General features: G+C 39.1%; 22 protein-coding genes. 16 read left to right on the forward strand and 6 right to left on the reverse strand.

Annotation, left to right across the window (positions count from 1 at the left end; all coding sequences use genetic code 11):
* The first annotated feature begins 227 nt into the window (after window positions 1-227).
* The 4 genes from JOC49_RS09755 (at window position 228) to JOC49_RS09770 (ending at window position 4,232) form a co-directional block, all read left to right on the forward strand.
* Window positions 228-1,421 carry a quaternary amine ABC transporter ATP-binding protein gene (locus tag JOC49_RS09755; protein ID WP_204664816.1) on the forward strand — a complete coding sequence of 398 codons (1,194 nt, stop codon included), beginning with the start codon at window positions 228-230 and terminating at the stop codon, window positions 1,419-1,421.
* Window positions 1,414-2,259, forward strand: coding sequence for an ABC transporter permease (locus JOC49_RS09760; RefSeq protein WP_204664818.1), 846 nt, complete (start codon window positions 1,414-1,416; stop codon window positions 2,257-2,259). The genes JOC49_RS09755 and JOC49_RS09760 overlap by 8 nt, the downstream gene beginning before the upstream one ends.
* Window positions 2,260-2,293: 34 nt before the next feature.
* A complete protein-coding gene (locus JOC49_RS09765) occupies window positions 2,294-3,184 on the forward strand; it encodes a glycine betaine ABC transporter substrate-binding protein (protein WP_243423683.1) in 891 nt (296 codons plus the stop codon).
* A gap of 157 nt (window positions 3,185-3,341) precedes the next feature.
* Window positions 3,342-4,232 (forward strand): leucine-rich repeat domain-containing protein, encoded by an 891-nt coding sequence (locus JOC49_RS09770; RefSeq protein ID WP_204664820.1) that lies wholly within the window; start codon window positions 3,342-3,344, stop codon window positions 4,230-4,232.
* A 56-nt stretch (window positions 4,233-4,288) separates the two neighbouring features.
* Here the strand turns inward: JOC49_RS09770 and JOC49_RS09775 are convergent, their stop codons facing one another.
* Entirely contained in the window at window positions 4,289-5,632 is a 1,344-nt protein-coding gene (locus JOC49_RS09775; RefSeq protein ID WP_204664822.1) for a hypothetical protein, read from the reverse strand.
* A 231-nt stretch (window positions 5,633-5,863) separates the two neighbouring features.
* On the opposite strand from JOC49_RS09775, the gene JOC49_RS09780 reads away from it, so the two are divergent.
* From JOC49_RS09780 to JOC49_RS09810, 7 genes are all read left to right on the forward strand, one after another.
* On the forward strand, window positions 5,864-7,885 hold the full coding sequence (locus JOC49_RS09780) for an FAD-dependent oxidoreductase (RefSeq protein WP_204664824.1): 2,022 nt from the start codon (window positions 5,864-5,866) through the stop codon (window positions 7,883-7,885).
* Window positions 7,886-8,097: 212 nt separating this feature from the next.
* Window positions 8,098-10,413, forward strand: a complete 2,316-nt coding sequence (locus JOC49_RS09785; RefSeq protein ID WP_204664826.1) for an ABC transporter substrate-binding protein — start codon at window positions 8,098-8,100, stop codon at window positions 10,411-10,413.
* 115 nt (window positions 10,414-10,528) lie between these two features.
* Entirely contained in the window at window positions 10,529-11,599 is a 1,071-nt protein-coding gene (locus tag JOC49_RS09790) for an ABC transporter permease (RefSeq protein WP_204664828.1), read from the forward strand.
* Window positions 11,600-11,601: 2 nt separating this feature from the next.
* Window positions 11,602-13,494 (forward strand): ABC transporter permease, encoded by a 1,893-nt coding sequence (locus JOC49_RS09795; RefSeq protein WP_204664829.1) that lies wholly within the window; start codon window positions 11,602-11,604, stop codon window positions 13,492-13,494.
* Window position 13,495: 1 nt separating this feature from the next.
* Window positions 13,496-14,899: an ABC transporter ATP-binding protein gene (locus JOC49_RS09800; RefSeq protein ID WP_204664831.1), complete on the forward strand. Its 1,404-nt coding sequence runs from the start codon at window positions 13,496-13,498 to the stop codon at window positions 14,897-14,899.
* Window positions 14,892-15,998, forward strand: coding sequence for an ABC transporter ATP-binding protein (locus JOC49_RS09805; RefSeq protein ID WP_204664833.1), 1,107 nt, complete (start codon window positions 14,892-14,894; stop codon window positions 15,996-15,998). The genes JOC49_RS09800 and JOC49_RS09805 overlap by 8 nt, the downstream gene beginning before the upstream one ends.
* Entirely contained in the window at window positions 15,991-16,365 is a 375-nt protein-coding gene (locus JOC49_RS09810) for a DUF3899 domain-containing protein (RefSeq protein ID WP_204664835.1), read from the forward strand. Before JOC49_RS09805 ends, JOC49_RS09810 begins: the two co-directional genes overlap by 8 nt.
* A gap of 8 nt (window positions 16,366-16,373) precedes the next feature.
* Here JOC49_RS09810 and JOC49_RS09815 read toward each other — a convergent pair whose 3' ends face one another.
* Together JOC49_RS09815 and JOC49_RS09820 are read right to left on the reverse strand one after the other, a co-directional pair.
* Window positions 16,374-17,039, reverse strand: a complete 666-nt coding sequence (locus JOC49_RS09815; RefSeq protein ID WP_204664837.1) for a DUF3159 domain-containing protein — start codon at window positions 17,037-17,039, stop codon at window positions 16,374-16,376.
* Between the two features lie 52 nt (window positions 17,040-17,091).
* Window positions 17,092-18,243 carry an aminotransferase class V-fold PLP-dependent enzyme gene (locus JOC49_RS09820; RefSeq protein ID WP_204664838.1) on the reverse strand — a complete coding sequence of 384 codons (1,152 nt, stop codon included), beginning with the start codon at window positions 18,241-18,243 and terminating at the stop codon, window positions 17,092-17,094.
* 181 nt (window positions 18,244-18,424) lie between these two features.
* On the opposite strand from JOC49_RS09820, the gene yedE reads away from it, so the two are divergent.
* The 3 genes from yedE to JOC49_RS09835 are packed head-to-tail and all read left to right on the forward strand — an operon-like array spanning window position 18,425 to window position 19,925.
* The gene (gene yedE, locus JOC49_RS09825) at window positions 18,425-19,483 is read left to right on the forward strand and encodes a YedE family putative selenium transporter (protein ID WP_204664841.1); all 1,059 of its coding nucleotides are present in this window, start codon (window positions 18,425-18,427) and stop codon (window positions 19,481-19,483) included.
* Window positions 19,480-19,686, forward strand: a complete 207-nt coding sequence (locus JOC49_RS09830) for a sulfurtransferase TusA family protein (RefSeq protein ID WP_204664843.1) — start codon at window positions 19,480-19,482, stop codon at window positions 19,684-19,686. The genes yedE and JOC49_RS09830 overlap by 4 nt, the downstream gene beginning before the upstream one ends.
* Window positions 19,686-19,925 (forward strand): DUF3343 domain-containing protein, encoded by a 240-nt coding sequence (locus JOC49_RS09835; protein ID WP_204664845.1) that lies wholly within the window; start codon window positions 19,686-19,688, stop codon window positions 19,923-19,925. Before JOC49_RS09830 ends, JOC49_RS09835 begins: the two co-directional genes overlap by 1 nt.
* A 42-nt stretch (window positions 19,926-19,967) precedes the next feature.
* Here JOC49_RS09835 and JOC49_RS09840 read toward each other — a convergent pair whose 3' ends face one another.
* Genes JOC49_RS09840 through JOC49_RS09850 form a run of 3 tightly spaced genes read right to left on the reverse strand, consistent with a single transcriptional unit; the run spans window position 19,968 to window position 23,275 of the window.
* Window positions 19,968-20,840 carry a LysR family transcriptional regulator gene (locus JOC49_RS09840; RefSeq protein WP_204664847.1) on the reverse strand — a complete coding sequence of 291 codons (873 nt, stop codon included), beginning with the start codon at window positions 20,838-20,840 and terminating at the stop codon, window positions 19,968-19,970.
* A gap of 26 nt (window positions 20,841-20,866) precedes the next feature.
* Window positions 20,867-21,973: an S-layer homology domain-containing protein gene (locus tag JOC49_RS09845; protein WP_204664849.1), complete on the reverse strand. Its 1,107-nt coding sequence runs from the start codon at window positions 21,971-21,973 to the stop codon at window positions 20,867-20,869.
* 12 nt (window positions 21,974-21,985) lie between these two features.
* A complete protein-coding gene (locus tag JOC49_RS09850) occupies window positions 21,986-23,275 on the reverse strand; it encodes a M14 family zinc carboxypeptidase (RefSeq protein ID WP_204664852.1) in 1,290 nt (429 codons plus the stop codon).
* Window positions 23,276-23,693: 418 nt separating this feature from the next.
* On the opposite strand from JOC49_RS09850, the gene lysS reads away from it, so the two are divergent.
* Entirely contained in the window at window positions 23,694-25,157 is a 1,464-nt protein-coding gene (lysS, locus tag JOC49_RS09855) for a lysine--tRNA ligase (protein ID WP_204664854.1), read from the forward strand.
* 145 nt (window positions 25,158-25,302) lie between these two features.
* Window positions 25,303-25,896, forward strand: a complete 594-nt coding sequence (locus tag JOC49_RS09860; RefSeq protein ID WP_204664857.1) for a TetR/AcrR family transcriptional regulator — start codon at window positions 25,303-25,305, stop codon at window positions 25,894-25,896.
* Window positions 25,897-25,902: the final 6 nt, after the last annotated feature.

The following is a 25,902-nucleotide window of genomic DNA, read 5'->3' on the forward strand; positions in this document are numbered from 1 at the left end:
AAAATTAATTTTTTTGAAGCCTTGCAATTACTAGTACACAGTGTGGTGTCATTTTTTGAAATGGCCTTTGAAATTTGACACCAATTCAGAAGTATGTTTATACTATTTATCGTAGGAGCCCTTATTGAGGGACTCCTTTTGTATTTTTAGGCTATGAGAAAATAACTTTGAGACTCTCTAAACAAAAACTGGGACAAAAATGGATATATTGAAAGAGGAGTACACAAATGAATAAAATTGAAGTAAGGGAATTGACTAAGATTTTTGGTAAGCATCCCAAACAGGGGATTAAGCTTCTTAAAGATGGACATTCCAAAGACGAAATATTGAAAAAAACGAAGATGACCGTTGGTGTCAATCGCGTATCCTTTGATGTAAAAGAAGGAGAAGTGTTTGTAATCATGGGCTTGTCTGGTAGTGGTAAATCGACTCTGGTTCGGTTGATTAATCGATTAATTGAGCCCAGCTATGGCAGTATTTTAATTGATGGGGAAGACTTGTCAAAAATGGATATGAAAGCATTGCTCGATACCAGAAGGAAAAAACTGAGTATGGTTTTCCAAAATTTCGGTTTGTTTCCGCACAAGACAATTATTGAAAATACAGGTTTTGGACTAGAAGTGCAAGGCGTTGAAAAGACTAAAGTAAAAGATCAGTCTTTGAAAGCTTTGGAAATGGTTGGCCTAAAAGGCTATGAAGACCAGTATCCAAAACAGCTTTCTGGTGGCATGCAACAGAGAGTTGGTCTCGCACGGGCACTTGCAAATGATCCAGATATCCTTTTAATGGATGAAGCCTTCTCGGCGCTTGATCCACTTATACGTAAAGACATGCAGGATGAACTTTTGGATTTGCAACAGAAAATGAAAAAGACAATTCTTTTTATTACCCATGATTTGGATGAAGCATTGAAAATTGGGGATCGAATTGCCTTAATGAAAGATGGCGTTATTGTTCAAATTGGAACACCCGAAGAAATCATGATTAATCCTTCTAACGCGTATGTAGAGAAGTTTGTAGAAGATGTTGACCGTTCAAAAGTCTTTACGGCAGCACATGTGATGTTAAGACCAGAAACCATACAAATTGAAAAACACGGTCCAAGGGTTGCCCTTCAAAAGATGAAACAAGCGGGTATTTCAAGTGTTTATGTTACAAAAAACACGCATGAACTCTATGGGATTGTCACTGCAGAGGCCGCAGCTCAAGCGGTTGAAAATGGAATCGGGAAATTGGAAGAGATTATTGAAAAGGAAGTGCCTAGAGTTACACTTGATACAACGTTACATGATTTATTCCCAGTGATTTATGACAGCCCAATACCCATAGCTGTAACTGAAGGCGATGTTTTAAAGGGAATAATTGTTAGGGGCGCTGTGCTGGCTGCTTTAGCAGGAAATGAGGTGAACTTAAATGAATAATATACCACAATTACCATTGGTAGAATGGGTCGATGCGGCAGTAAGTTATTTAAGAAGCAATGCACGTTGGGTTTTTGATCCTATTAGTGATTTTCTAGATGCCTTTGTAAATACAATCAGTGATGTGTTGATGTTTTTTCCACCACTTGTATTTATTGTTTTAATGGTGCTTTTAACGGTATTTCTAACGAAAAAAGTATGGGGATTGCCCGTGTTTGTTTTGTTGGGACTTGGCTTTATATGGAATTTGGATTTTTGGGATGGCACGATGCTGACACTTTCTTTGATCTTATCCTCTAGTTTGATTGCTATTGTGATTGGCATTCCAGTTGGCATATGGATGGCCAAAAATAAAACAGTTGAGAGCTTCGTTAAACCAATATTAGATTTTATGCAAACCATGCCGGCATTTGTTTATCTTATTCCTGCAGTGTCATTCTTTGGAATCGGTATGGTTCCTGGTATTATTGCATCTGTTATTTTTGCAATGCCGCCAGTTGTAAGATTGACCAACCTCGGGATACGTGAAGTCTCTAATGAACTAATTGAAGCATCGGATGCTTTTGGTGCAACAGGTTGGCAGAAACTTTTCAAAGTTCAATTGCCTCTTGCAAAAAACACAATTATGCAAGGGATCAACCAGACCATTATGCTTGCGCTGTCAATGGTTGTTATTGCATCCATGATTGGTGCAGAAGGGCTGGGAACTGAAGTCTATAGAGCAATAGGAAGGAATCAAGCGGGCCAAGGTTTTGCTTCAGGAATTGCAATTGTAATCCTTGCTATTATACTCGACCGACTGATTCAAGTCATGAATAAACAGAAGTATTCTGTTTAGAATAAATTACACTATTTTAAGGAGGCAACAAGTTATGTTTAAGAAAAATCATATGAAGTTTGCATTTGTTGTTATAACGGCTTTTGCATTGGTATTAGCAGGATGTAGCACGACAAGCGATGACAATGGGACTCAATCTGTAGGAGAACAGCTTGATTACACAATTACAGGAATCGATGCTGGGGCAGGTGTTGTCCGTTCAGCAGAACAAGCTGTAGAAGATTATGGCCTTAATTATACTGTTCAAACAAGTTCAGGCGCTGCAATGACACAAGCGCTTTCAGATGCAATTGCCAATGAAGAAGCAATTGTCGTAACAGGCTGGAATCCACACTGGAAGTTCGCAGCATTTGACCTTAAATATCTTGATGACCCTAAGGGCTCATTCGGTGAATCTGAAAACATCAATTCAATTGCCAGATTGGGACTAAGTGAAGATATGCCGGAAGCGTATCAAATATTGGATAACTTCTATTGGGAAGGTTCTGATATGGAAAACGTAATGGTTAAAATCAATGATGGAGAATCCCCTAAAGATGTTGCAAGACAATGGGTTGATGAAAACACAGATAAGGTTTCAGTATGGACTGACGGTGTAGATCCTGTTGATGGTGTTGAAATTAACTTGGCTTATGTTGCATGGGACTCTGAAATTGCATCTACAAATGTGATTGGAACAGTTCTTTCAGACATGGGTTACAACGTTACACTGACACAGGTTGAAAATGGCCCTATGTGGGAAGCTGTTGCTTCTGGACAAACAGATGCAATTGTAGCCGCTTGGTTACCGGGAACACATGGAGACCACTACGCGAAATATGAAGGTGAATTTGATGATCTTGGCGCTAATCTTGAAGGTGCTAGAATAGGGCTAGTAGTTCCAGCCTATATGGAGATTGACTCGATAGAAGATTTAATCGACTAGGGACGGAGGAAAAATGGACCCCTGACCTGTCCCTAGATGACATCAATTAAGGACCAGCAAGGTTGGCGTAACGAAATGCCAACTTTGCTGGTCTTTTTAGAGTGTTAGAAATGTTAAAAGTCGTTTAAAGGGGGTAAACTATTACTGGAGGTGGCTTATGAAGGTTAAAAAATGTTTAATAGGGACGCTTTTAGGGTTAATAATTTTAGCGGTTACTGGCTGTTCAACGCGTGACACAAATGAAATTGAGACTTTTGAAGAAGAGACAAGTGTCGGTATGGCAACATCTGCTTCAGAAGAAACGCAACCGGATGAAATCGTAATAATTAAAGATCCACACCTTGAAGAGATGATTCGCGACCAAATTGGGAAGCCAGAGGGGGAGCTTACGACGCTTGATATGGAAATGGTATACTCTCTGAATATTGACTATCGGGAATATCCGGTATATGAAATTGATGGCTTGGAATATGCAATTTATTTGGGCGATTTTTCCTATCGATATGGTGCTCTAAAATCACTTAGTCCAATAGCTGAGTTGGAAAATCTTACATACTTAAATATCAGCTACTCAACAATCGAGGAAATCCCCAAAACTTTTAAAACCATTTTATTAAGTCGACTTAGTTTTATAGAAACCAATGTTAATGCTTTAGATTTCTTGTCTGAATTAACCAACATTACAAATGCTCATTTAACTCGATCGGGTATTACGTCAATTGGGTTTTTGGAGAATTGGGACAAGGTTGAAGAACTCAATCTCAGTGAAAATGAGATAGAGGATATAAGCCCGCTGGAGGAGAAAAAATCGCTTACAAGACTTACACTTCATAAAAATAAAGTGGAAGACATAAGCGTGTTAGAGACTCTGGAGGCACTTGAGATTTTGAACATATCTTATAATGAGGTTGCAAATATTTCGCCAATAATGCAGCTTGAATTTTTACAAGAATTTACAGCTTATGAAGATTTGGATCAGAAGATTATTGACCGGGGGCTTTTACAAGCTTTGGAAGATAAAGGCGTGCGGGTTCAATACCACGAGTAATGAACGTCCATAAAGTAAGCGGTGCTTGTCAGATTGACGAACACCGCTTTTGAGTTTTACTGAACTTCCTGCCATTCAAAGACGTAATAGGTTTCTGCACTAATACTTCCATTAGACGCGCTGACACGTATTGCCATCCGGCTCTTTGGTGTACTGGATGCGCCCATGGTGGCACTTACAGTTTCATCAAAAGATTCCCAGTTGTTTCCCGGACCTGTTGTAAAACTTGAGACACCTTCCCTATTTGAAAGATATTCAGCGCTGCCAACTTGCTCGCCCTTTTCATTAATTGAAAAGAGTTGGGCTAAGATGAGCCAAGAATCGTTTAAAGGATGCTTATCTGCCCGAGCTGTATTTTTGACAGATAATTTCATTGAAATTGTCTCCCCGGGATCAAAAGTAGACCTATTGGGGGGTGACCATGATGCTTCACCGGTTGCTGAATTTCCCGGGAAAAGGTGATAAGCAACAGTCTTACTTTGATCCGGACCAACATATGTGTTTTGAAAAACAGCACTGGTTTGAGAAGCAGATATAGTGACCTGCCAATTTTCATTTTTATTGATTTCGTCTAGTTTTGCCTCTGCACTTTCGCCTGGATTTAAAACGGGCATTTCGCCATCAAAATGGTCTAAGATTATATTTCTTGCGGCAAATAAGCTGCGAAGACGTGTTTCTATAGGCATATCAATGTCAAAACCAAAAGCATTTCTCAAATTCATTTCTGTTTGGCTTACAATTCTGGCACTAAGTTCTTTGTCGTTGTCCAATGTGGCTCTGGAGATTCCATTGACTTTACAGTATCTGTCTTTAGCTTCTTGTTGCAATCGAATCAAGTAGCCACGCAACTGAGTAGTAGACATGGTAGCCCAGTCATCATCCGTCAAGGTTGAGTCACTGCCAGCAGAGCTGATATAGTTTTTATACGCTTCATCGAGCTCATAATCTTTCCAGCTTCCTATGCTTGCGTTAATCAGTTCAATCGTTGCTTGATAGGCTTTTCCTGCTGGAAAATAGCCAATAAAGGCATTTGAGAGTTCCTTGGCTGCATCTGTATAATTGCCATCTTTCATTTGTAAGGCGCCTTTTACAAGCCCTGAAGCCACTGCGGCCCCTTTGCCGGTGATATTTTCCATTAAAGAGGCTTCGGTTTGTAAATGTTTAATGAGTGCATTGGCAGCCATTTCACCGCATTTTACCGAGAAATCTGTAATTTCGCCACGCTCTGTGGCAACTAATAGAGCGCCAAAATCATACTCTTTTGCGACGGACCGTAAGAGTTTCCCTTTGGCAGATTGATCTGTAATCCCCATTTGGGTAAAAGCGTCATTGAATGTATCCATGACTGTGTCTGAAAAGGCATTTTCCTGTTCTTCAGTTTCCCAGGTTTGTGTTGCCATTGTAGTAGGCTGCAACAAAGTCATCCAGCGTATCAGTTGAGATGCGTGTATCATCAGGCAATTTCAAACCCATTGTAACAGGCTGACTTAAATATTCAACTGGGGACGGAGGCAAAACGGAAATTTTTTTTTATTGGAGTTGACAAGGTCTTGAAAAGGATGTACACTGTTATAGACCCCCGGGGTAGGGGGTGTGAAAACTTTTGAGAATCTAAACTTGAGGTGATTGAATTGGAGAAAATACTTATTATTGGAGGCGTTGCTGCCGGTGCTACGGCTGCCGCTAAAGCCAGACGACTGTCGGCAGATGCAGAAATTACAATACTCGAAGCGGGGGCAGATATATCATTTGCAAATTGTGGCCTGCCTTATTACATTGGTGGTGACATAAAAAGCAGATCAAAATTGATATTACAAAGTCCTGAAAGTTTTAAAGAACAATATCAAACAACAGTGCACATTCATACAGCAGCAACTCAAATAGATAGAGCGCAAAAGAAAGTATATGCTGAAGATACAAGAACAGGTGAAAAAAAGGTATTTGAATACACCAAGCTTATATTGGCACAAGGTGGAAAACCAATAGCACCTCCTTTGCCAGGCGCAGATTTGGATCATGTATTCCAGTTATGGACACTTGAAGATATGGACCGAATTACGGCATTTATTGAAGATAAAAAGCCTAAAACTGCAGTTGTCGTAGGTGGTGGTTTTATTGGACTTGAAATGACAGAGGCACTTGCGAAGCGTGGGCTTAAAGTATCAGTTGTTGAAATGATGCCACATGTAATGGGGATTATGGAAGCTGAAATTGCAGGCTTTATTCAAGAAGAACTTGTTTCTTATGGCGTTTCACTTTATACAGATAAGGCACTTGCTGAGATTGAGTCAAAACAAGTTAAATTAAAGGATGGGACCCGCGTTGAGGCGGATATGGTACTTATGTCAATTGGTGTAAGACCAACCCTAAAACTCGCACAGGAATCTGGTCTTGAACTTGGTAATGCTGGTGGACTTCTTGTGGATGAAACCCTTAAAACAAGTGATGAGTCGATTTATGCTGCAGGGGATATGATTGAACTTGAGCATAGAATTTTAGGCAAGAAAGTCCGCATTCCACTTGCTGGTCCAGCCAACAGACAGGGCCGAATTGCTGCTGAAAATGCACTTGGGAAAACCCATGCTTACAAGGGGTCAATTGGAACGTCTATTGTTAGAGTTTTTGAAGCGGTTGCAGGAACTACAGGCATTTCCTTGAAAGCTGCCCGAGCAGAAGGCATAAATGCAGATGCAATTGTGGTGCATAAAGAACACCATACATCTTATTACCCAGGCGCTGAAATGGTCAGTGTAATGGTTGTTTATGATAAAGATACAGGGACCATTTTAGGGGGTCAAACAGCAGGCTATGAAGGTGCAGACAGACGGTTGGATGTATTGGCAACAGCGGTTGCATCAAAACTTACTGTATCCGATTTGTCAGATATTGATTTTGCATACTCGCCACCACTTGGCAATGCTAATGATGCCATTAACATGGCCGCCTATACAGCTGAAAATAGAATAACAGGTTTTTCGCCTGCTTTAACTGCAAGCGAGTTAGACTATTATTTAGTAGACAAAAAGCCACTTTGGATTGATGTAAGAGATGTCTTTTCCTTTGAAAGGGCACATGTTGAAGGTGCAATTAATATACCGCTTGAAATTTTATTTACGGAGATGAACCAACTTCCTAAAGATAAGCTTATTTTAGTATACGATCAAACTGGAAAGAAAGGCCATCAAGCATTAAGGCTCTTAAAAGGTGCAGGCTTTGATCAAGTTATCAATGTGAGTGGTGGATTTATTAGTCTTTCCAATTATGTTAGAGCAATGACACCAAAAGGATTTGGCCTAGATTTACCTGCTCCAGAAGTAAAAACACTTGGTCAAACAGAAACTGAAAATTCAGAACCTGTTGTACAAGAAGAAGTAACGCCTGAGCCTCCAGCAGGACCACTTGTAATTGATGTCCGAACAGGCGAAGAATACGCTTATGGGGCAGTTCCGGGCGCTATAAATATATCTTTGGATGCCTTGGAATATGAGATTGAATCCCTGAATGACAAGGACAGAAAAATAATTCTATACTGTGCCACAGGTGCACGAAGTGCCTATGGTGTACAACTTTTGCAAGCCTATGGGTTTACGAATGTTGAAAATGGCGGCGGCCTTTCTAGAATGATGGCACGTGTTAGAAGCGGAAAATTATAATAAATATAGAGAGAAAGAGTTTTTGAATCACCTGAAGTCCCTTATATAAAGGGACTTTTTTTTCTGAATTATTTGTAAAATGTAAACAATCTATTACGAAATCATTAAAAAGTTTTGACGTTTCTGTTGAAAAATTTTTTTATATTGCTTATAATAAAGTTAGTTTTGTTCGAACAATTTTAGCAGGACAATTCAATTAGGAGGAGTAAAGAATGAAGAAGAATTTTACAACTAGGTATCTCGTTCTCATGTTGATTTTAGCAATGCTTTTGACATTAACAGCATGTGGCGACGATACAGCGGGAAATGACACGCCGGAAGCAACAACAGAAGCTGCTGGTGAACAAGAACAAGAAGTTTCATCGGCTACATTTGAAGGTGTAGATGCAGCAACAATCGATGAGTTGGCTGAATTTGATCCTCTTGCAGGCGTAACAGCAAAAGGTGATAATGGCGATGATTTAACAGCAGATATTGAAGTGTCTGGTGAAGTTAACACAATGCAAGCTGGCGATTATACGTTGACTTATTCAGTTAAGGGTCTTGACTCAAGCGCTGAAAGAGTGATCACAGTAGCGCCGATTGAAGCAACACCTGCAAATGGTGTGTTCAATTATAAATTTGCAGATTCAGATGTGCGTCATACATTTATGGCTGCTGCTGAAAACTATTTGCTTCACAATCAATATGCTGGTGTTCCTATGTTCTCCAATGCAGGATTTAATCTTTACTCAAGCAGAATGCAGCTTATGAGCGATACTTATTTACCAGTTATGGCATTTGGTACAGAGTATTCATCACTTTCTGCAGATGACAGCAATGTTATTATGGAAGATGGTAACCCAGGTAATGAAGGGGAATACACTTACAGAATCGCTATTTCTGGAAACCCAACACAATGGAATCACTGGTTATATGATGACAGTGTAACATCAGATGTTATGGTTCACTATATTGGTGCACTTTACACATATGAATTCAATGCGGACAAAACAGGTTATGTTTTGACACCATCTATGGCTGCTGAAGATCCAATTCCAGTGGACAGTGAAATTTTACCAAGTGGTAAAGAAGTTTCAAAAGTATGGCAAATTAAAATCAAAGATGGTCTTGAGTGGAAATTCAACAGCAATACAGACACATCTATGATTACAAAAACAAATATTGACGCAGTAGATTTCTATGAAACTTATAAGATTGCATTGACTGAAAAATGGTTTAGAGCAATCAGTGGTGGTGGCGACTTTGTTGGTGGCCCACAAAAAGTTATCAATGCTCAAGAATACACAGACGGTACTGTGGCTTGGGAAGAAGTTGGTATTAAATTAATTGACGATTACACACTCGAGTTCCACTTCGTTGAAAGTCAATCACAATGGAATGTTAAATATGGTTTTGGTAGTTTCGTAATGTCTCCAATCAACCTTGAGCTTTATGAAGCACTTGGTGATCAATACGGAATAGACGAAAAGTCAATTGGATACACTGGTCCTTACTACGTAGATTACTATGAAAGTGATAAAATCATTAGATTTAAGAAAAATGAATTGCATCATGACGCTGATAAGTATTTCTATACTGGTAGAACAATGACCATCATAGCAGATGCTGAAATGAGATTCCAAGAGTTCGTAGCTGGCAAATTGGATGCAGGTGGCCTTCCAACAGCTCACTACGAAGATTATAAGAGTCACCCAGGTTTAAAACGTGTTCCAGGAACAACAACATTTAGATTAATGATTAATGGTTTAGGTACAAAAGACGATCAATTGGTTCAATTCCCAGAAAGCAAGTGGGAGCCAGAACCAATCTTAGCAAATCAAGATTTCAAAATGGCAATGTTCCATGCTATTGACAGACAAAAACTTGCAGAAGAGGTTCTTAAAACATCTGAAAAACAAATGTATCTTTTCTCAGATGCATATGTTGTAGAAGCAGAACTTGGTATTCCTTATAGAAGTACACCACAAGGAATGTCTGTAGGTGCTGATTTATCACCATCTACTTATGGCTATAACTTTGACGCAGCAAAAGCTTATTATGAAAAAGCAATTACAGAATTGGTAGAAGCAGGCACATATAAAGATGGCGATACAATCGAAGTAGAATTCTACTTCTTCTCAGGTAGTGATGCTCAAGAATTGATGGCATCTTATCTTAAGGACGCTTTCGAGTCTGCATTTGTAACAGATAAATATGATATTACATTTACACTGAACACATCTCCAAAAGAATTCCCAGGTATCTATTATGACCACATGATGATTGGTGAATTTGATACTTCTGTTGGTGGTATTTCTGGATCGACTCTAGATGCCGCTTCATTCCTTGACACTTATTGTTCAGATAACCGTGGATTCTTTACACTTAACTGGGGTATCGATACTTCAGTAGCTGAGATTCCAGTTATTTATCAAAACAACGATGGCGACTTTGTAAAAGAACTTTGGTCATTTGATGCCATTACACAAGCCTTAAATGGTGAAGTGGAAGTTGCTGACGGTGCGGAAGTCGTATCTGAAGAGTAAGCTATTTTAGGTTCTAAAATTTTGGGAAGGGCAGTGAACTTCTGCTCTTCTCATTTTTATGAAAATGATTTTGACAATTTGATCCTTAATTACTCAAAAGAGAGGCTAGTGGAACATGATAAGATATGTCATCACGAGAATTATTTGGATTTTTATTATAATGTTCACCATATTATCGTTGAACTTTACATTGCTTAAACTGGCACCAGATTATGCGCCAACAACAGAGGAAGAGCGAACGATTTATTATGAAAAACAAGTTCGAGATGGGTATATGTCGTTTAGGCTGATTACAGATGAAGCAGAAATGGAAGATATTCGGACTAAAAATGCCCAAGGCACACGACTTAAAAATGCGTATTATGAAGATAAAGGGGATATGATTCGTGCTTATGAGCCAATTGCCATCAGCAAGCAGTACTTTTCATGGTTGAAGAACCTTCTGAAATGGGACTGGGGCTTGTCTACACGTATAGAAGTCGGTAAGCCGGCATTTACTGTGTTGAGTTCACGTATGGAAACAACACTTGTATTAAACTTAATTGCACTTGTATTTTACATTCCAATAGGGTTGGCACTTGGCATTATTGCGGCCCTAAATAAGGACAAACCTATTGACAACTTTATATCTATTGCGGTTATGGTTATGATATCCGTACCGTCCTTTGTGGTCATGATTTTATTGGTAATGATTTTTGGCTATCGATTGGAATGGGTTCCGACCATTTTCCCAGCCAAAGACGCAGAAACACTTATAAGATTACGCGGCCTAATTTTACCAGTATTGGCCCTATCGTTTGGAGCAATAGCCTCATTGTCTAGGTTAACGCGAGCCGAACTGACTGAGGTTATGACATCTGAGTTCTTATTGCTTGCGCGCACAAAGGGATTGACGCGTCGACAAGCTGTTATTAGACATGCTATGCGAAATTCCATGGTACCACTTGTGCCAAGTATTATCTTTTCATTTGTAGGTTTGCTTTCGGGTTCTGTTATCATTGAAATGATTTATTCCATTCCTGGAACGGGTCAAGTATACCTTAGAGCACTCACTCGAAATGCTTATGACTATAACGTCTTGCTCAGTGCCACTGCATTTTATACAGTGCTGACTTTGTTTGCTATTTTACTAGTGGACCTGACATACGGCATTATTGATCCAAGAATCAGAATGGGAGGTAGATAGGCATGCAGAAGAATGATGACTTAAAACAAAAAAATATCTCCGCAGACCAATTTGAATTTGTTCAAAAAGATGAAAAACTATACGATCAAGAATTAGAAGGCCGCCCGATAGGGTATTTTGAAGACGTTTGGATTCGGTTTAGAAAAAATAGAACGAACTTGACAGCGTCAATTATATTATTGATTTTAATCGTTTCATCCATTATTATGCCGTTTATTTCTGGCAAGGAATACAATAGGATTGACGAAAAAATTGCATTTTTACCACCCCGTGTGCCAGTGCTTGAGAAATTTGGAATTTTTGACGGGATTGTATCTCATGAAGAAATGCCGGTTGATCTAAACACCTATGATGAAGCAACAGGACTTTATTATCCAATGGGCTATAATCAAAAGGCAATTATTGAAGGGACATTAACAAATTCTACAATACCAAGCAACGAAAAATCACCATCAGTTTTGAATGGCCAAGCCTTGATGGTATTGGATTACGATTCAAATACGATGACCATTCAATCTACAGAGTTTTTTACCCTTTCAAAAGCCAATAATGGTATTTTAGAGCTTGATGTTTATGAAATGGACACCGCTTCAAACGGAAAACTTGAAGTAATGCTTCAGACAGACTTCGGTGGCGAGTACAAAGTGTTGGCAACAATTGAAGAACCTGGGAAGCATGCCATTAATGTATTTGACTTAAACCCAGACTTGTATGCGGATGTGGTTTCAACACTTAGGTTGAGATATACAGCTGATGCAGGACGATCTTCAGTTGCCATTTCAAGCATTTCAGTTTTAGAAAGTGGCAGTGAAACGCCAGTCTTTGAAAATCAAGGTTTTAGTCTTTCGGAGTATAAAATTGTTGATGGCAAAGGCTCATACCAGCGCCAAAATGCTGAAATGATTGTTGCAACTTTTGAATACAACAAGTATCTTGCAGCTTTTGACTTAACGCGAGAAATTGCCTTTTCTTCTGCTGAATACGATCAATTAATTGAAGAAGCCGGTGGGAATGTGAAAAAAATCCCAAATCCGGATAATCCAGAAGGTTGGTTTTTTGAAGAAGGATTTCCAATTCGAGAAGTAATTCGTAAAAACGATACCGTTAAGGTAGATGGAAAAGAATATTCTTCTTATGAAGTCATGTTAGATTACAAAACATATCTTGGATATGAAAATCTTCCATACTTTCTTTTTGGGACCACATCAGCAGGCCGTGATTTGTTTTCACTTGTTTGGGTTGGACTTAGAACTTCCTTGTTAATTGGTCTAATTGTAACGGCCATTAACGTTTCTGTTGGTGTTGTCTATGGTGCGATTTCAGGTTTCTATGGCGGCGTTGTAGACATTTTGATGGAGCGATTCTCAGAGATTATGGGCCGTATACCATGGCTTGTAGTGCTTTCCATTATGGTTGTTTTATTTGACCCAGGCATTAAGACATTGATACTGACTTTAATTATTAATGGTTGGATTGGAACTGCCGGTGTAACCCGTATGCAGTTTTATAGGTATAAAGGCAGGGAATATGTACTTGCTTCAAAAACCATGGGTGCCAAGGATGGACGTTTGATTTTTAGACATATCCTGCCCAATGGTATTGGTACAATTATCACTGCAAGTATTCTTTCGATTCCAGGTGTCATTTTTACTGAATCTGCCCTATCTTTTCTTGGATATGGTATTGGACACGGACAGTCGTTTAACTTCTTTGGATTGACTTTTTCAGGTGTATCAATAGGGGTCTTATTATCAGATGGGCGTAACTTCCTTCTGAACTATCCGCATTTGGTTATCTTCCCAGCCCTTATTGTATCAATCCTTATGATTACATTTAATATGTTTGGTAATGCATTGCGGGATGCATTTAACCCATCATTGAGAGGGGTTGAATAAAATGAATAAAAAATTGACAGTAGAAAACTTAAGCATTTCATTTAGAACCGTTTCCGGCAACGTACAGGCAGTTAGAGACATAAGCTTTGATCTTTACGAAGGTGAAACGCTTGCAATCGTAGGTGAATCCGGGTCTGGAAAATCTGTAATGAACCGAACCATAATGGGAATTTTGGCTGGAAATGGTATTGTTGACTCTGGCAAAATTGTCTATGAAGGGGAGGACCTTCTTAAAATCACAGAAGAGCAATACCATGAAATTAGAGGCAGTAAAATCGGCATGATTTATCAAGACCCATTGTCGAGTTTGAATCCAATCATGCGTATTGGTAAACAAATTACGGAAGGGTTATTGCTCAATGGACACCATTTAAAAAATAAAATTGCAAAATTATACAATAAAGAACGCATTGCTTATTATGAAATTGAAAGAGATATCCGGATCTTAAAAGAAAAGAAAGCTAAAGATCCTGAGTCTAAGCAAAAATTGAAAGACCTTAAAAAGCGGCTTCCTGAAGCTAAAAAGATCATGGTGGCTGCCAAGAAAAAAGCAACAAAAATTGTAATGGCTGAATATGAAAAGCAAAAAGCAGCCCATAAAATTGAGATGGATGCCCTTAAAAAGAATCCACATAATCTGGACAAAGAGGCTCTTAAGGCTGAAATTGAAGCTAAAAAGGAGGCCTTTAGACGGGTAAAACGCGTTACAAAGATGGAGGCTAAAGAAAAGGCCCTTAAAGTAATGGAAGAGGTTGGTATACCGGATCCTGAAAGAAGATTTAAGCAATATCCGTTTCAGTTTTCCGGTGGTATGAGACAGAGAATTGTAATTGCAATTGTGCTCACCTCCAATCCAGATATTTTGATTTGTGATGAGCCAACCACAGCACTAGACGTTACCATTCAGTCTCAGATTCTTGAATTGATTAAGAAAATTAAAGAAGAGCGTAGTTTGACTGTAATCTTCATTACACATGACTTAGGTGTTGTGGCGAATATTGCAGATCGAATTGCAGTTATGTATGCTGGTAAAATTCAGGAGATTGGCACAAATGATGAAATTTTCTATAATCCACAGCATCCATATACTTGGGCGCTCCTCGGATCAATGCCGGACCTTTCATCACATGAGGCACTGATTAATATTCCTGGAACACCTCCTGATATGCGATTTCCACCTAAAGGAGATGCGTTTGCACTTCGCAGTCAGTACGCTATGAAAATTGACATGGAAGAACAGCCGCCACTCTTTAAAATTTCTGATACCCACTATGCTGCCGCTTGGCATTTGCATAAGGATGCACCACCAATTGAAAAACCGGTGGAACTTCAGGAGCGGATTGAGCGTATGAAGGTGTTGACAGAAGAATTAATAAGAAATGAGGTGGCGCTTGACTATGAATAATCCGACACTTAACGAGGCAGCTTCAGCTGAACCGATTCTACGTGTAAAGAACGTAAAAACCCACTTCAAATCTGGTGTTGGGGCCAATAAATTGGTGGTCAAGGCCGTGGATGGTGTAAGCTTTGATGTGTTTAGAGGTGAAATATTTGGACTTGTTGGCGAGTCTGGGTGTGGAAAAACCACACTAGGTCGAACCATTATTCGCTTATATGAACCAACGGATGGGTCTGTTGAATTTTTAGGCCAAGAGGTTTCTGCTGGCTATGAGTCAGACCATGAAGCCATTCGAGAGGCCAAAAAAATCCTCAAAACAGAAAGCGATCCTGAAAAGAAACGTCAGGCCTCAGAGCTGATTAGAAAATCCAGAAAAGAGATTGCAAGAAAAAAGCAGTTAAATAAGAAGCGAAATACTGAAGTCATGAATAAAATGCAAATGATTTTTCAAGACCCAATTGCATCACTAGATCCACGGATGACTGTAAAGGAAATCATTGCAGAAGGCCTTCGGATTGCAGGCGTCAAAAAAGAAGAGGAAATCATTCGTAAAGTTAATGATGTTCTTGAGACCGTTGGGCTTGTGCCTGAACACTCAAACCGGTATCCACATGAATTTAGTGGTGGCCAAAGACAGAGAATTGGTATTGCAAGAGCTTTGATCATTAATCCGGAGTTTCTCATAGCCGATGAACCGATTAGTGCACTTGATGTTTCAATACAGGCACAGGTTATCAATCTGCTTAACGAGTTAAGGCACAAACTGGGCATTTCAATACTCTTTGTAGCCCATGATTTATCGGTTATCAAGTACATCAGTGATCGAGTTGGCGTTATGTATTTTGGAAATATGGTTGAACTCGCACCTGCGGACAAGTTGTTTGCAAACCCACTTCACCCGTATACACGTTCACTCCTTTCCGCAGTACCTCTCCCTGATCCAAACTATGAAAGACGTAGAAAAAGGGTAAGGTACAAGCCAGATACAACTGTGGATTATGTTGCAGACCCTCAAAAGTTCCAGGAAATTGAGCCGGGCCACTTTGTGCTTGCCAATGAAGCGGAAATGAAAAAATACAGAAAGATATTGGGACAGAATGTATAGAAAAGGCACGCTGACAGCAATAGGCATATCAATCTTAATGATGATTTTTCTCCTATTTGTAATCTATGACTTTGAAATGAATTTGCTTTATGTTTCAAACGTTGTATTCCTAGTGGGATTCGGAGTCTTCATACCTGGGTTGATTATAATCACAGGGGCAGACGGACTGTTTAACAGTTCGGCCTACTTGTTTAAAAAAATTTTCACGAAGCCATCAAAAGCTGGCAAGGAATTAAGTTCTTATAATGACTTTTTATTGCATAGGAAGGCACAAAATAGGCAATTTGATCTGAAGTCAGTGGGTTTTTTTATGATAATCATGGGGATTGTATATATAATTATATCCCTTATACTGGGTAGTCTTTAAGAAAAAAATTAAAATCCTTTGGTTTGACCCACCCAAGGTTTAGGGGTCCCTGCTCGAAATTCATCGATGCTGGGACCTTTTAATTTTTTGAGTCGCCATATCCCGTACACATAGCTAATCATTAAAACGGCAACGGTTAAGGGGGTTCCTAGAAGGGTGTTTATGATAAACAGGCCTGTGAGGTCTTCTCTGATCAGCAATACATATTGTAAAGAACCACGTAGAGTGAAAAGGAGGAACCAAATAAAAGTAACTTCACTATAGGCTGGTTGGATGTCATTTCTAAAATACCAGTTAAATTCCCACCCTCTTGAAAGGTGACTTAACCAGGCAGCCATTGGTTTTTTCACAATTAAACTCACAAGTGCGGTTATAGAAAGACCTATACTGGTTAAGAGTTTTGGCAAGTAAAAATTTGAAGCATTTTTAGAGAGCAGAGCAAGACTGGCAGCAAAAATAACGCCTAAGAGACCTAAAAAGGCGTATTTTAAAGTTGTTTTATTTTTAAACCTGTAGATGCCAATTAGGGTTGCTGTCAGTATGGCCCCAGCAAATCCAATTTGTATGGAAAAAAAACCATTCAAAATCACATAAATAAAAGGGGGGATAAGCGCATCAATTGTCTTTCCTTTTGATAGTGTTCGGAGTTCATCCCAAACATCTTTTTGATTCATATGTGCCTCCTAGGCTAAGACTTTTTTATTTACAGTAAAGCATAGCAGACTATTATGGTCTTAGTAATTTTTGAAGAGCCTTTATCGCCGCATCAACGTCCTTAATTGTATTAAAATGTGAAAAGCTGAAACGAACTGTTCCTTGCGGAAAAGTACCTAACGTTTCATGGGCAGAAGGGGCGCAATGCATGCCGCATCGAGTTGCAATACCATATTCTTTATACAGCCTGTATGAGATTTCTGCGTTGTCGTGTTTTGGTAAATCTATGGAAACAACCCCTGTTCGGTTTACGAGATCCTGCTTTCCGATAATTTTCACGGTAGGCAGAGTACTTAAGCCTTCCAAAAATCGGCCCGTTAATGCCAATTCATGAGACCGTATAGACTCTATAGAAGTTTCTTCTATATATTTCAAAGCCGCGTTGAGGCCGAAAATACCGGGCAGATTAGGGGTTCCTGCTTCAAACTTATCAGGCATGTATTCAGGCTGAATCTCTTGGTCGGATAAACTTCCTGTACCGCCCTCAATAAAAGTTCTCATCTGACTTGCCAAAGCTTTATCTATAAGAAAACCACCGATTCCTTGTGGTCCCAGTAGACTTTTATGACCTGTAAAAGCAATTGCATGTGCATTTAAGGCTTGAAAATCAACAGAGGTAAATCCAGCTGTTTGAGCAGCATCCACAATAAATATGAGCTTGTTTTCTTTGCAAAATTCACCGACTTGTTTCAAATCTTGTATGGAGCCACAAACATTTGAAGCGTGAGTCATAATCACGGCTTTTGTTTCAGGTTTTAGATGGGTTTTTAAAGACTCAAAATCCAATGTGCCTTCATTGGAACATGATGCCTTTGAGAAACTTATATTGGAGGCGGCAAGGGCATTTAAGGGACGCATCACAGCATTATGTTCCATAGAAGAGACAATAACATGGTCTCCTTGAGTTAAGAGGCCCTTAATTAAAACATTTAAGCTCTCTGTGATATTTTTTGTGAAGATCACATGATTTGGATGTGGAAAATTGAAAAGGGTTGAAAGGCGTTCTCTTGTATCGAAAACAATGTGTTCAGCCGAGAACGCTTTTTCAGATAGGCCTCTCCCAACGCTGGCGCCATTATTGAGTAAGTAATCGCTTATCGCATCCACAACGCCCGGTGCTTTAGGAAAGGCAGTTGCGGCATGATCCAGATAAATAGACTTCATAAAAACCTCCTTTTTTTAGTAACTTTCATTTATATAGTATGTTGTAATAGGTTTTGTTTCAATGCCTATAAATTTATCTTATGGAATGTCGATAGTCATAAGCAGATTTGATTTAATTTCTAGGACCACACTTGTTATAATTGTAACGAATTATATATTAATGACACAAGTGGAGGGGTATATGAAAGAGAAAAGAGGTATTATTTTAGCAGGTGCAATTGTTGGTATATTGTCTGTTGCACTTGTTTACTTTGGAAATCCTGCCAATATGGGTTTTTGTATTGCGTGTTTCCTGCGGGATATCGCAGGTGGTGTTGGCATGCACAGAGCAGGCGTTGTTCAGTATATACGCCCTGAGATTATTGGACTCATATTAGGCGCTTTTTTGCTGGCATTTAAGAACAAAGAATTTAAACCTACAGGAGGGTCTTCTGCATTTACCAGATTTGTGCTTGGCATTCTTGTGATGATTGGCGCACTGATGTTTTTAGGCTGCCCACTGAGAATGGTTCTTCGTTTGGCAGGTGGAGACTTAAATGCACTTTTAGGAATTGCAGGTTATGTAGGCGGTATAGGCTTGGGTGTGGTCTTTTTAAATAAAGGCTTTACGTTACAAAGAAATTATAAGATGCCCAAAATTGAGGGGTATTTGCTGCCTGTTGTTTCAGTGCTTCTTTTTATCGCGCTTGTTGTAAATGCAGGATTCTTATTTTTCAGCGCAGAAGGCCCAGGTTCTATGCATGCACCTATTTGGATTGCACTTGCAGCGGGACTTATAGTGGGTGTTTTGGCTCAAAAAACCAGACTGTGTATGGTGGGTGGCATTAGAGATATGATTCTCTTTAAAGATTCACACTTATTATCAGGATTTTTGTCAATCTTTGTATTTGCTTTAATTGGAAATCTTGTAATGGGATATTTTAATATTGGTTTTGAGGCCCAGCCTGTGGCACATACAGATGGTCTGTGGAATTTCTTGGGAATGGCTTTAGCTGGATGGGGTTCTGTTTTACTCGGAGGCTGTCCAATGCGTCAATTGATTCTTTCTGGAGAAGGCAATACGGACTCAGCCGTTACCGTAATGGGGATGGTTGTTGGTGCAGCAATGGCACACAACTTTGGCCTTGCAGCAAGTCCTGCAGGTGCAACAACAAATGGTCAAATTGCTGTGATAATTGGTTTTGTATTTTTACTTGCAATATCTGTTTCTAACTCTGGTTTATTAAGGAGGACAAGATGATAAAAGTGGATGCTAGAGGACTTTCATGTCCTCAACCGGTTCTTGTAACGAAGAAAGCCATTTCAAGTGGGGGCTCAGGTGTAGAGGTTATAGTGGATAACGAGACAGCCAAAGAAAATGTAAAGCGGTTTTTATCCCACTCAGGCTATTCGGTGTCTGTAGACCAAGAAGGCGAATTGTTAATATTAAAAGGAAACAAGTAATGAGTGCCTATTATGTTCTTTTCTTTACCCATTCAGGTGCAATTCAATTTCAGAGAAAAATGGAAAAACGCGGTATTTTATGCGATCTTATGCCGGTTCCAAGGCGATTAAGTTCAAACTGTGGTGTTTGCGCTAAAATCGAGTATGACACGGATGTACTTGAACTTGTGGATGATGAAATTGAACAGATTTATGAAATTAAAGGCAGCGAAATGATTCGGAAATACGATAATGAATAAAGAAAAGGCTTGCAACGTTTTTGTTGCAAGCCTTTTTTTAGGTTATAAGTCCGTTACAAGGTTTTCAATCAAATGCTGGGCTATTTTACTGAGCTTACGATGTTTATGGGTTATTATATAAAGGGAACGTTTGATAGCGTATTTTGTATCCATTTCCCTTATCTTGCTTAGTTGCAAGGCATCCTGTATGGCATATTCTGAAAGCCAACCAAGACCCATACCAGATTCAATTGCACTTAAACAAGCCCTGCTACTCCCAAATTCTATAACTTCCTTAAAGTCTGACACTGAATACCCAATTGTCTTTAGAAAATCTTCAGTTGTATTTCGAGTCCCAGATCCAATTTCTCTGATGATTAAAGTTTCTTGTTTTGGATCAAATATCTTTCGGGAATGTTTTTCAGATACAACCAATTTTAGGTGTTCGTTTTTCCAAGGAATAGCGTCAAGCAAAGGATGGTCTGCTATGTAACCGGAGATTCCAAAGCAGGATTTTCCAGTTAGAACATGTTCAGTTACTTGGTGGGAATCCACAATTATGAGTTTTGCAACGACATCTGGATGGTCTAATTTAAACTCATTCAATATATAAGGGAGGATAAACTCACCCGGTATAGAACTGGCTGCTAAAATCAAACTCGTATTATGATGACACTTGAATTGTTCAATTTCAGTGTTGAGGTTAGAAAATTGCTGAATAATAATATCCGCATGCCGCATGACAATTTCACCTACTGCAGTGAGTTTTAGGCCACTTTCGTAGCGCTCAATCAGTGGGAGACCTATGGCTTCTTCCATGGATTTAATTTGCCAACTGACAGCTGGCTGGGTTAAATAGAGTTCAGAAGCCGCTTTGGAGAATCCGCCTGCTTCCACAATTTTATGAAGAATTTTAAGTTGTTTGTATGTGTACATAAATTACCTGCCTAAAAATTAATGAACTACCCGAAAAAATAAGCAATGCCTTTAAAAATTTCATTTGTATCCCATATGAATTCTACTTGATCTTTACCGACATTGAAAGTGAAAATAATTAGACCGGACTCTGTATCTTTAGAAAAGGTACCCTCAAAAGCTGCCATTTCTTCAATAGAATAAGTCGTCTTATAAGTGCCAATTCTACCTTTAAAGAAATCGTTATCCTCTGTGCAATTAATTGAAAACCCCTTTATGGCCTTATCTTTTACAACCAATAAAAATTGGCGTTGTGGATAGAGCAGTAGACGGTTATCTGTTTCAAAATCAAAACCTTCATGGTGAATTGGGCCGTATACGTTTTCCACGTCATCAACTGTGTAATTTCGAAGTCTTAATAGGTCTCCAAATATCATCTTGTTAATATCTTCAGAAAGTACAAGGACTTGTTCCAAATGCTTTCCGAGGAAGGCTTTTTCATTTTTGGCAATCTCCTCATAAAGTTCATCTTGATGATTTTTTAAAAAACGATAGCCAAGTATGAGGGCTTCTTCCTTTGTGAGAACATCTTGAGGCGCAAACAAATTTGCACCGATGCCATCCATCAAACGATTGTTTACGGCGAGAACAACATAGCCTTTAGCCCACTGAGATATTTCAGATGTGTCATTGAAAGTATGATTGCGGTAAGAAAGTGTCAGTTCATCGATGGCGTTAAGTGCTTTGACAGAAATCACAGCTATTTGCTCTCTAGTGAGACTTGAATACGGCTCAAATTGCGTTGGTGAAACGCCTGTGATAATTCCGAGTCCATATGCCTTATGCACATTAATCTGTGCCCCTGCAGGCAAATCATCAAAAATACGCCCATCTTCATAGGACAATTGTAACCCCTTGGAATCTTCCACAATTGGAATGAAAAAGTCAACAAACTCTAAACGGGTAATTGGCTGAGTAAAATCAATTAATTGCCAATCCTTTGAAATCAGGTTTTCATCAAAAAGAATTTGAAGGGTGTCATAAGCCCATGGCGAACATTTTAAATCAGATTCGGGATTTTTTGTCAGTGCAAAGGAATTCCCTGAGAGCACGTAAACAGTTATGAGTAAAAGTAAAACACGTTTTAGTTGCATGTGATACCCCCCTTATTTAATAAAAAAAGAATTAATTTTAAAAATACTTCTGTACGAATTGATGATATTGGATACATCAGACCTTAAGGCTTGATCGTATCTTGGTGGGCCTTCATAGATTAAAATTTCGCCCCCTATCTGGGTTGCAATGGCTTTTGCATAATCCAAATCAACAAAGTCTCTGACATACACGCCATCTTTATACAGTTTGTAATCAAAGTAACCAATCTGATGGGCTTTTTCAATGAATGCAATGGGAAGTTCATTGAGTTTGAAACGGTTGTACTCTGATTTATAGTATTTCGAAGGGGTAGGGAATTCTACTGTTGGTGTTGTTTCTATAGTAATTAAGGGTTTGTTGGTGTTGTAAAGAACAAAACCACTTTCATACCCCCAAGCGGATTGGTTTGTTTCAAAAGGAATTTTATAGTGGGTAATTTCACATGCTAAATCTCTATAGTCTAAGGTTAATTTAGCAATACTCTGGCTATAGTGGGTGGACCCACGATAAATAACACGCCCCATGCTGTGATAACTCAAATAAACTCTAAAATCATAAGACAAATAGTAGTCTTGTAGAATTTGAGTTTCAATTTCAGACCCAGGATAAGGGCCTCCGTAAAAATCAAGTGCAGGATTTTTCCTTACAATAGCATATCTGTCTTTGATGCCTTCATCAGTTTTAAAAGTCATGGTGTCTCGGTTAAGGGTGTAATTTTCAAAATTCCGATTGAGGTCTACCCCGTTCACATTTGCTTTTAAACGCGTGTAGTCGCCGCGGACTTCTTTTTCGAAAAAGCTTTTTAGTGACTTGTCTTTAATTGCATCTGGTCCAAATTTAACGATGTCAAACCCATCGGGATTTGAAAGTGGGATAACGTGTATCACTGTTTTGGATAAGATGTCTTTCATGTTTACAAAATTTAGCGTGTCTTCAGCATAATAATCCTTGGCATAATCTTCAATAAGTCTTAAGGTGACAAACGGATTATAGGTTTCTCTGGCGTGAAGGCCTGCAGAAATCATAATGTGCATCTTGTCAGTATAGGCATACCTGTTATGTGAATTGATGTTCTCGGAGACTCTAAGAACGTAAATTGGCCTTTGATCAGTGGACATGCCTAAAGGCTCAAAGGCGATTAGGTTTGGATATCTTTCAGCCAATTGAAGCGAGCGCTCATATAGGTCTAGAGCACTTTGGTCAAAACCCTCATCAAATTGGAATAAATCGTCAGCATATGTTGGGGAAGCAAAGAGTATGCCTAGAATTAAAAGAATTAAGAACGTTTGAAATTTGGTCATAAATGATTTTGCTCCTTTTTCTAAGGTTGATTTTTAGAGAGTGATAGTAAATTCTATAGTTTATAACTACCCAATTTTAGCACGATTATTGATAAATGTTAAGTAATGGAATTTTTCCTTGCATTCTGTATGGGTTTGTGGTAGATTTTTTATAATAACTGTGATTGAGGGATGAAGTATCAGGAGAACTTTTTTAGAGAGCATATGGATGGTGGGAATATGCAGGTTCAGATATGGATAAAGACTCATGAGTTGCTTTAGAGCCGGCTAACGACCGTTAACCCGTATTGAGTTATAAATTAGGATGGTACCGCGTCTATACGCTCCTTGCAGGAATGCAAGGGGCTTTTTTATTGTAATAAAGTCTAACCAAATCATATGGAAAAGGAGGCAGCATGCAAGGCATGCGACAAAAATAATGACTGAGCAGGAACGTATAAGAATTGGAAAATTGGATGAGCTGAAGGCACTTGGTGTTGATCCCTTTGGTGGAAAATTTGATGTAACACATTATTCACAGAGTATTTTAGACACATATGAGAGTTACACGAAGGAAGAATTGGCAGAAATGGCTGTAGAGGTAGCGGTTGCAGGACGAATTATGACGCGCCGAACAAAAGGGAAGGCTGGGTTTATGCATATCCAAGACAGAGACAGCCAAATCCAAATTTACCTTAGACAAGACAGCATGAGTGAAAAAGATTATAAAGTTTTTGACCTGTGTGATATTGGTGATATCGTTGGAATCATCGGGACTGTATTTAAAACCAATACAGGTGAAATCAGTGTAAAAGCAAGCCAGTACATTCATCTTACAAAAGCACTTAAGCCTTTGCCAGAGAAGTTTCACGGCATTTCTGATGAAGAAATGAAACTCAGAAAAAGATATTTAGACATCATTATGGACCGAGACGTCAAAGAAATTTTTCTTAAAAAGCAAAAATTCTGGGCAAGCATTCGAAACTTTTTAATTGAACATGATTTTCTCGAAGTTGAGACACCTGTGCTTGAAACATCATCAGGTGGCGCGGCGGCAACGCCTTTTAAGACCCATCACAATGCACTTGATATCGATGTGTTCTTGAGAATTTCAATGGGTGAATTGTGGCAGAAAAAATTGCTTGTTGCAGGATATGATAAAACATTTGAAATTGGCAGACAGTTTAGGAATGAAGGCATGAGCAATGAACACCTTCAGGACTATACACAAATGGAATTTTACTGGGCATACGCTGACTTTGAAATGGGTATGGAATTTTGTAAAGACATGTACCGTCGCGTGACAAAAGCAGTTATGGGCTCATCAAAATTCTCCACACGTGGGTTTGATATTGACATGGACCGTGACTGGGAAATTTATGATTTTGAGACCATTGTTGCTGAAAAGACAGGCATTAATGTGTTTGACACAAGCAAAGAGGCTATTATGGCTTATCTGGATGAAAAAGGAATCGAGCATGATCCAAATGTTGGTTTTTGGAGACTGGTGGATGTGCTTTGGAAAACAGTTCGAAAAGATTTAGCAGGTCCTGGATTCCTTGTTGGACAACCGGTTCAATTAAATCCACTTCCTAAGCGATTGCCATCTGACGATCGTAAAGTCGCCCAAATGCAAATTGTACTTGCGGGTTCTGAAATGGGTAATGGGTATACGGAGCTTAACAACCCGCTTGATCTTGAAGAGCGATTTAAAGAACAACGCAGCATGAGTGAAGCTGGGGATACAGAAGCCCATGAACACGATGAATCTTTTATTGAAGCCTTACGTTATGGAATGCCACCGGCCTTTGGGTTTGGTGTTTCTGAAAGGTTGTTCTCCGTTATGATGGACCGACCAATTCGTGAGTGTGTCTTTTTCCCACTTATGAAGCCAAGAAGTTAATTTGAGTTTGCTAAAACGCCTGAATAAAGACAGGCGTTTTTTGTGTTCACAAATCGTTTACGAAATCATGACGTGTTTAGACTTGTGACTGACCGTTCGGTCAGTTATAATTATGTTTGTTCATCTAAAAGAGAAAGGGGGGCTTATGGCAAGGCCTAAAAATAAACGGCATATTATATTGAAGGCAGCATCTACCCTGTTTAATCAAAAGGGCTTTCATCTGGCCAGTATCAGTGAAATTGCCGAAGAAGCTGGCGTTGGCAAGGGGACGGTTTACGAGTATTTCAGGAGTAAAGATGATTTGTTTTTAGAAGTTGTGACGTACAACATTCAGACCTATCTTGAAAGAATTGAAAAAGTAACCTTAAGTAAAGACGCGTTTTTGGACCAAATGGATGCTTTTATGGCGGTTCATTCAGAGATTATTTCAGAAAACTTTAAAGCGACAGGTCATATGCTGCATACAGCTGCTTCTATGGAAGGGAAAAGCAAAGCTGTGATTCAATTGATCCTGAAAAATCGGCATAAGGTTGTGGATTTGCTCAAAGGAATTCTTTTAAACGGCAAGGTGCGCGGGGAACTATCGATTGATGATTTGGACTTTGCAGCAGATTTAATTTACGATATGATTCATCGATTGAGCATACGCAGGTGTCAGTACCAATTATCTATAGACGCTTGTGAACTGGAACGAAAAAAATTGATGGCCCTGACTATAAAAGGCATCGAACATATTTAATAGAAA

It is taken from the genome of Fusibacter tunisiensis, from assembly GCF_016908355.1.
Lineage (GTDB): Bacteria > Bacillota > Clostridia > Peptostreptococcales > Acidaminobacteraceae > Fusibacter_D > Fusibacter_D tunisiensis.

Excerpts from the sequence above, each read along its gene's own strand:
- JOC49_RS09860 (WP_204664857.1), top strand. The coding sequence starts at position 25,303 with ATGGCAAGGCCTAAAAATAAACGGCATATTATATTGAAGGCAGCATCT.
- JOC49_RS09755 (WP_204664816.1), top strand. The coding sequence starts at position 228 with ATGAATAAAATTGAAGTAAGGGAATTGACTAAGATTTTTGGTAAGCAT.
- JOC49_RS09785 (WP_204664826.1), top strand. The coding sequence starts at position 8,098 with ATGAAGAAGAATTTTACAACTAGGTATCTCGTTCTCATGTTGATTTTA.
- JOC49_RS09800 (WP_204664831.1), top strand. The coding sequence starts at position 13,496 with ATGAATAAAAAATTGACAGTAGAAAACTTAAGCATTTCATTTAGAACC.
- JOC49_RS09835 (WP_204664845.1), top strand. The coding sequence starts at position 19,686 with ATGAGTGCCTATTATGTTCTTTTCTTTACCCATTCAGGTGCAATTCAA.
- JOC49_RS09845 (WP_204664849.1), bottom strand. The coding sequence starts at position 21,973 with ATGCAACTAAAACGTGTTTTACTTTTACTCATAACTGTTTACGTGCTC.
- JOC49_RS09850 (WP_204664852.1), bottom strand. The coding sequence starts at position 23,275 with ATGACCAAATTTCAAACGTTCTTAATTCTTTTAATTCTAGGCATACTC.
- JOC49_RS09795 (WP_204664829.1), top strand. The coding sequence starts at position 11,602 with ATGCAGAAGAATGATGACTTAAAACAAAAAAATATCTCCGCAGACCAA.
- JOC49_RS09820 (WP_204664838.1), bottom strand. The coding sequence starts at position 18,243 with ATGAAGTCTATTTATCTGGATCATGCCGCAACTGCCTTTCCTAAAGCA.
- JOC49_RS09815 (WP_204664837.1), bottom strand. The coding sequence starts at position 17,039 with ATGAATCAAAAAGATGTTTGGGATGAACTCCGAACACTATCAAAAGGA.
- lysS (WP_204664854.1), top strand. The coding sequence starts at position 23,694 with ATGACTGAGCAGGAACGTATAAGAATTGGAAAATTGGATGAGCTGAAG.
- JOC49_RS09775 (WP_204664822.1), bottom strand. The coding sequence starts at position 5,632 with ATGGCAACACAAACCTGGGAAACTGAAGAACAGGAAAATGCCTTTTCA.
- JOC49_RS09790 (WP_204664828.1), top strand. The coding sequence starts at position 10,529 with ATGATAAGATATGTCATCACGAGAATTATTTGGATTTTTATTATAATG.
- JOC49_RS09830 (WP_204664843.1), top strand. The coding sequence starts at position 19,480 with ATGATAAAAGTGGATGCTAGAGGACTTTCATGTCCTCAACCGGTTCTT.
- JOC49_RS09810 (WP_204664835.1), top strand. The coding sequence starts at position 15,991 with ATGTATAGAAAAGGCACGCTGACAGCAATAGGCATATCAATCTTAATG.
- JOC49_RS09770 (WP_204664820.1), top strand. The coding sequence starts at position 3,342 with ATGAAGGTTAAAAAATGTTTAATAGGGACGCTTTTAGGGTTAATAATT.
- JOC49_RS09840 (WP_204664847.1), bottom strand. The coding sequence starts at position 20,840 with ATGTACACATACAAACAACTTAAAATTCTTCATAAAATTGTGGAAGCA.
- JOC49_RS09805 (WP_204664833.1), top strand. The coding sequence starts at position 14,892 with ATGAATAATCCGACACTTAACGAGGCAGCTTCAGCTGAACCGATTCTA.
- yedE (WP_204664841.1), top strand. The coding sequence starts at position 18,425 with ATGAAAGAGAAAAGAGGTATTATTTTAGCAGGTGCAATTGTTGGTATA.
- JOC49_RS09765 (WP_243423683.1), top strand. The coding sequence starts at position 2,294 with ATGTTTAAGAAAAATCATATGAAGTTTGCATTTGTTGTTATAACGGCT.
- JOC49_RS09760 (WP_204664818.1), top strand. The coding sequence starts at position 1,414 with ATGAATAATATACCACAATTACCATTGGTAGAATGGGTCGATGCGGCA.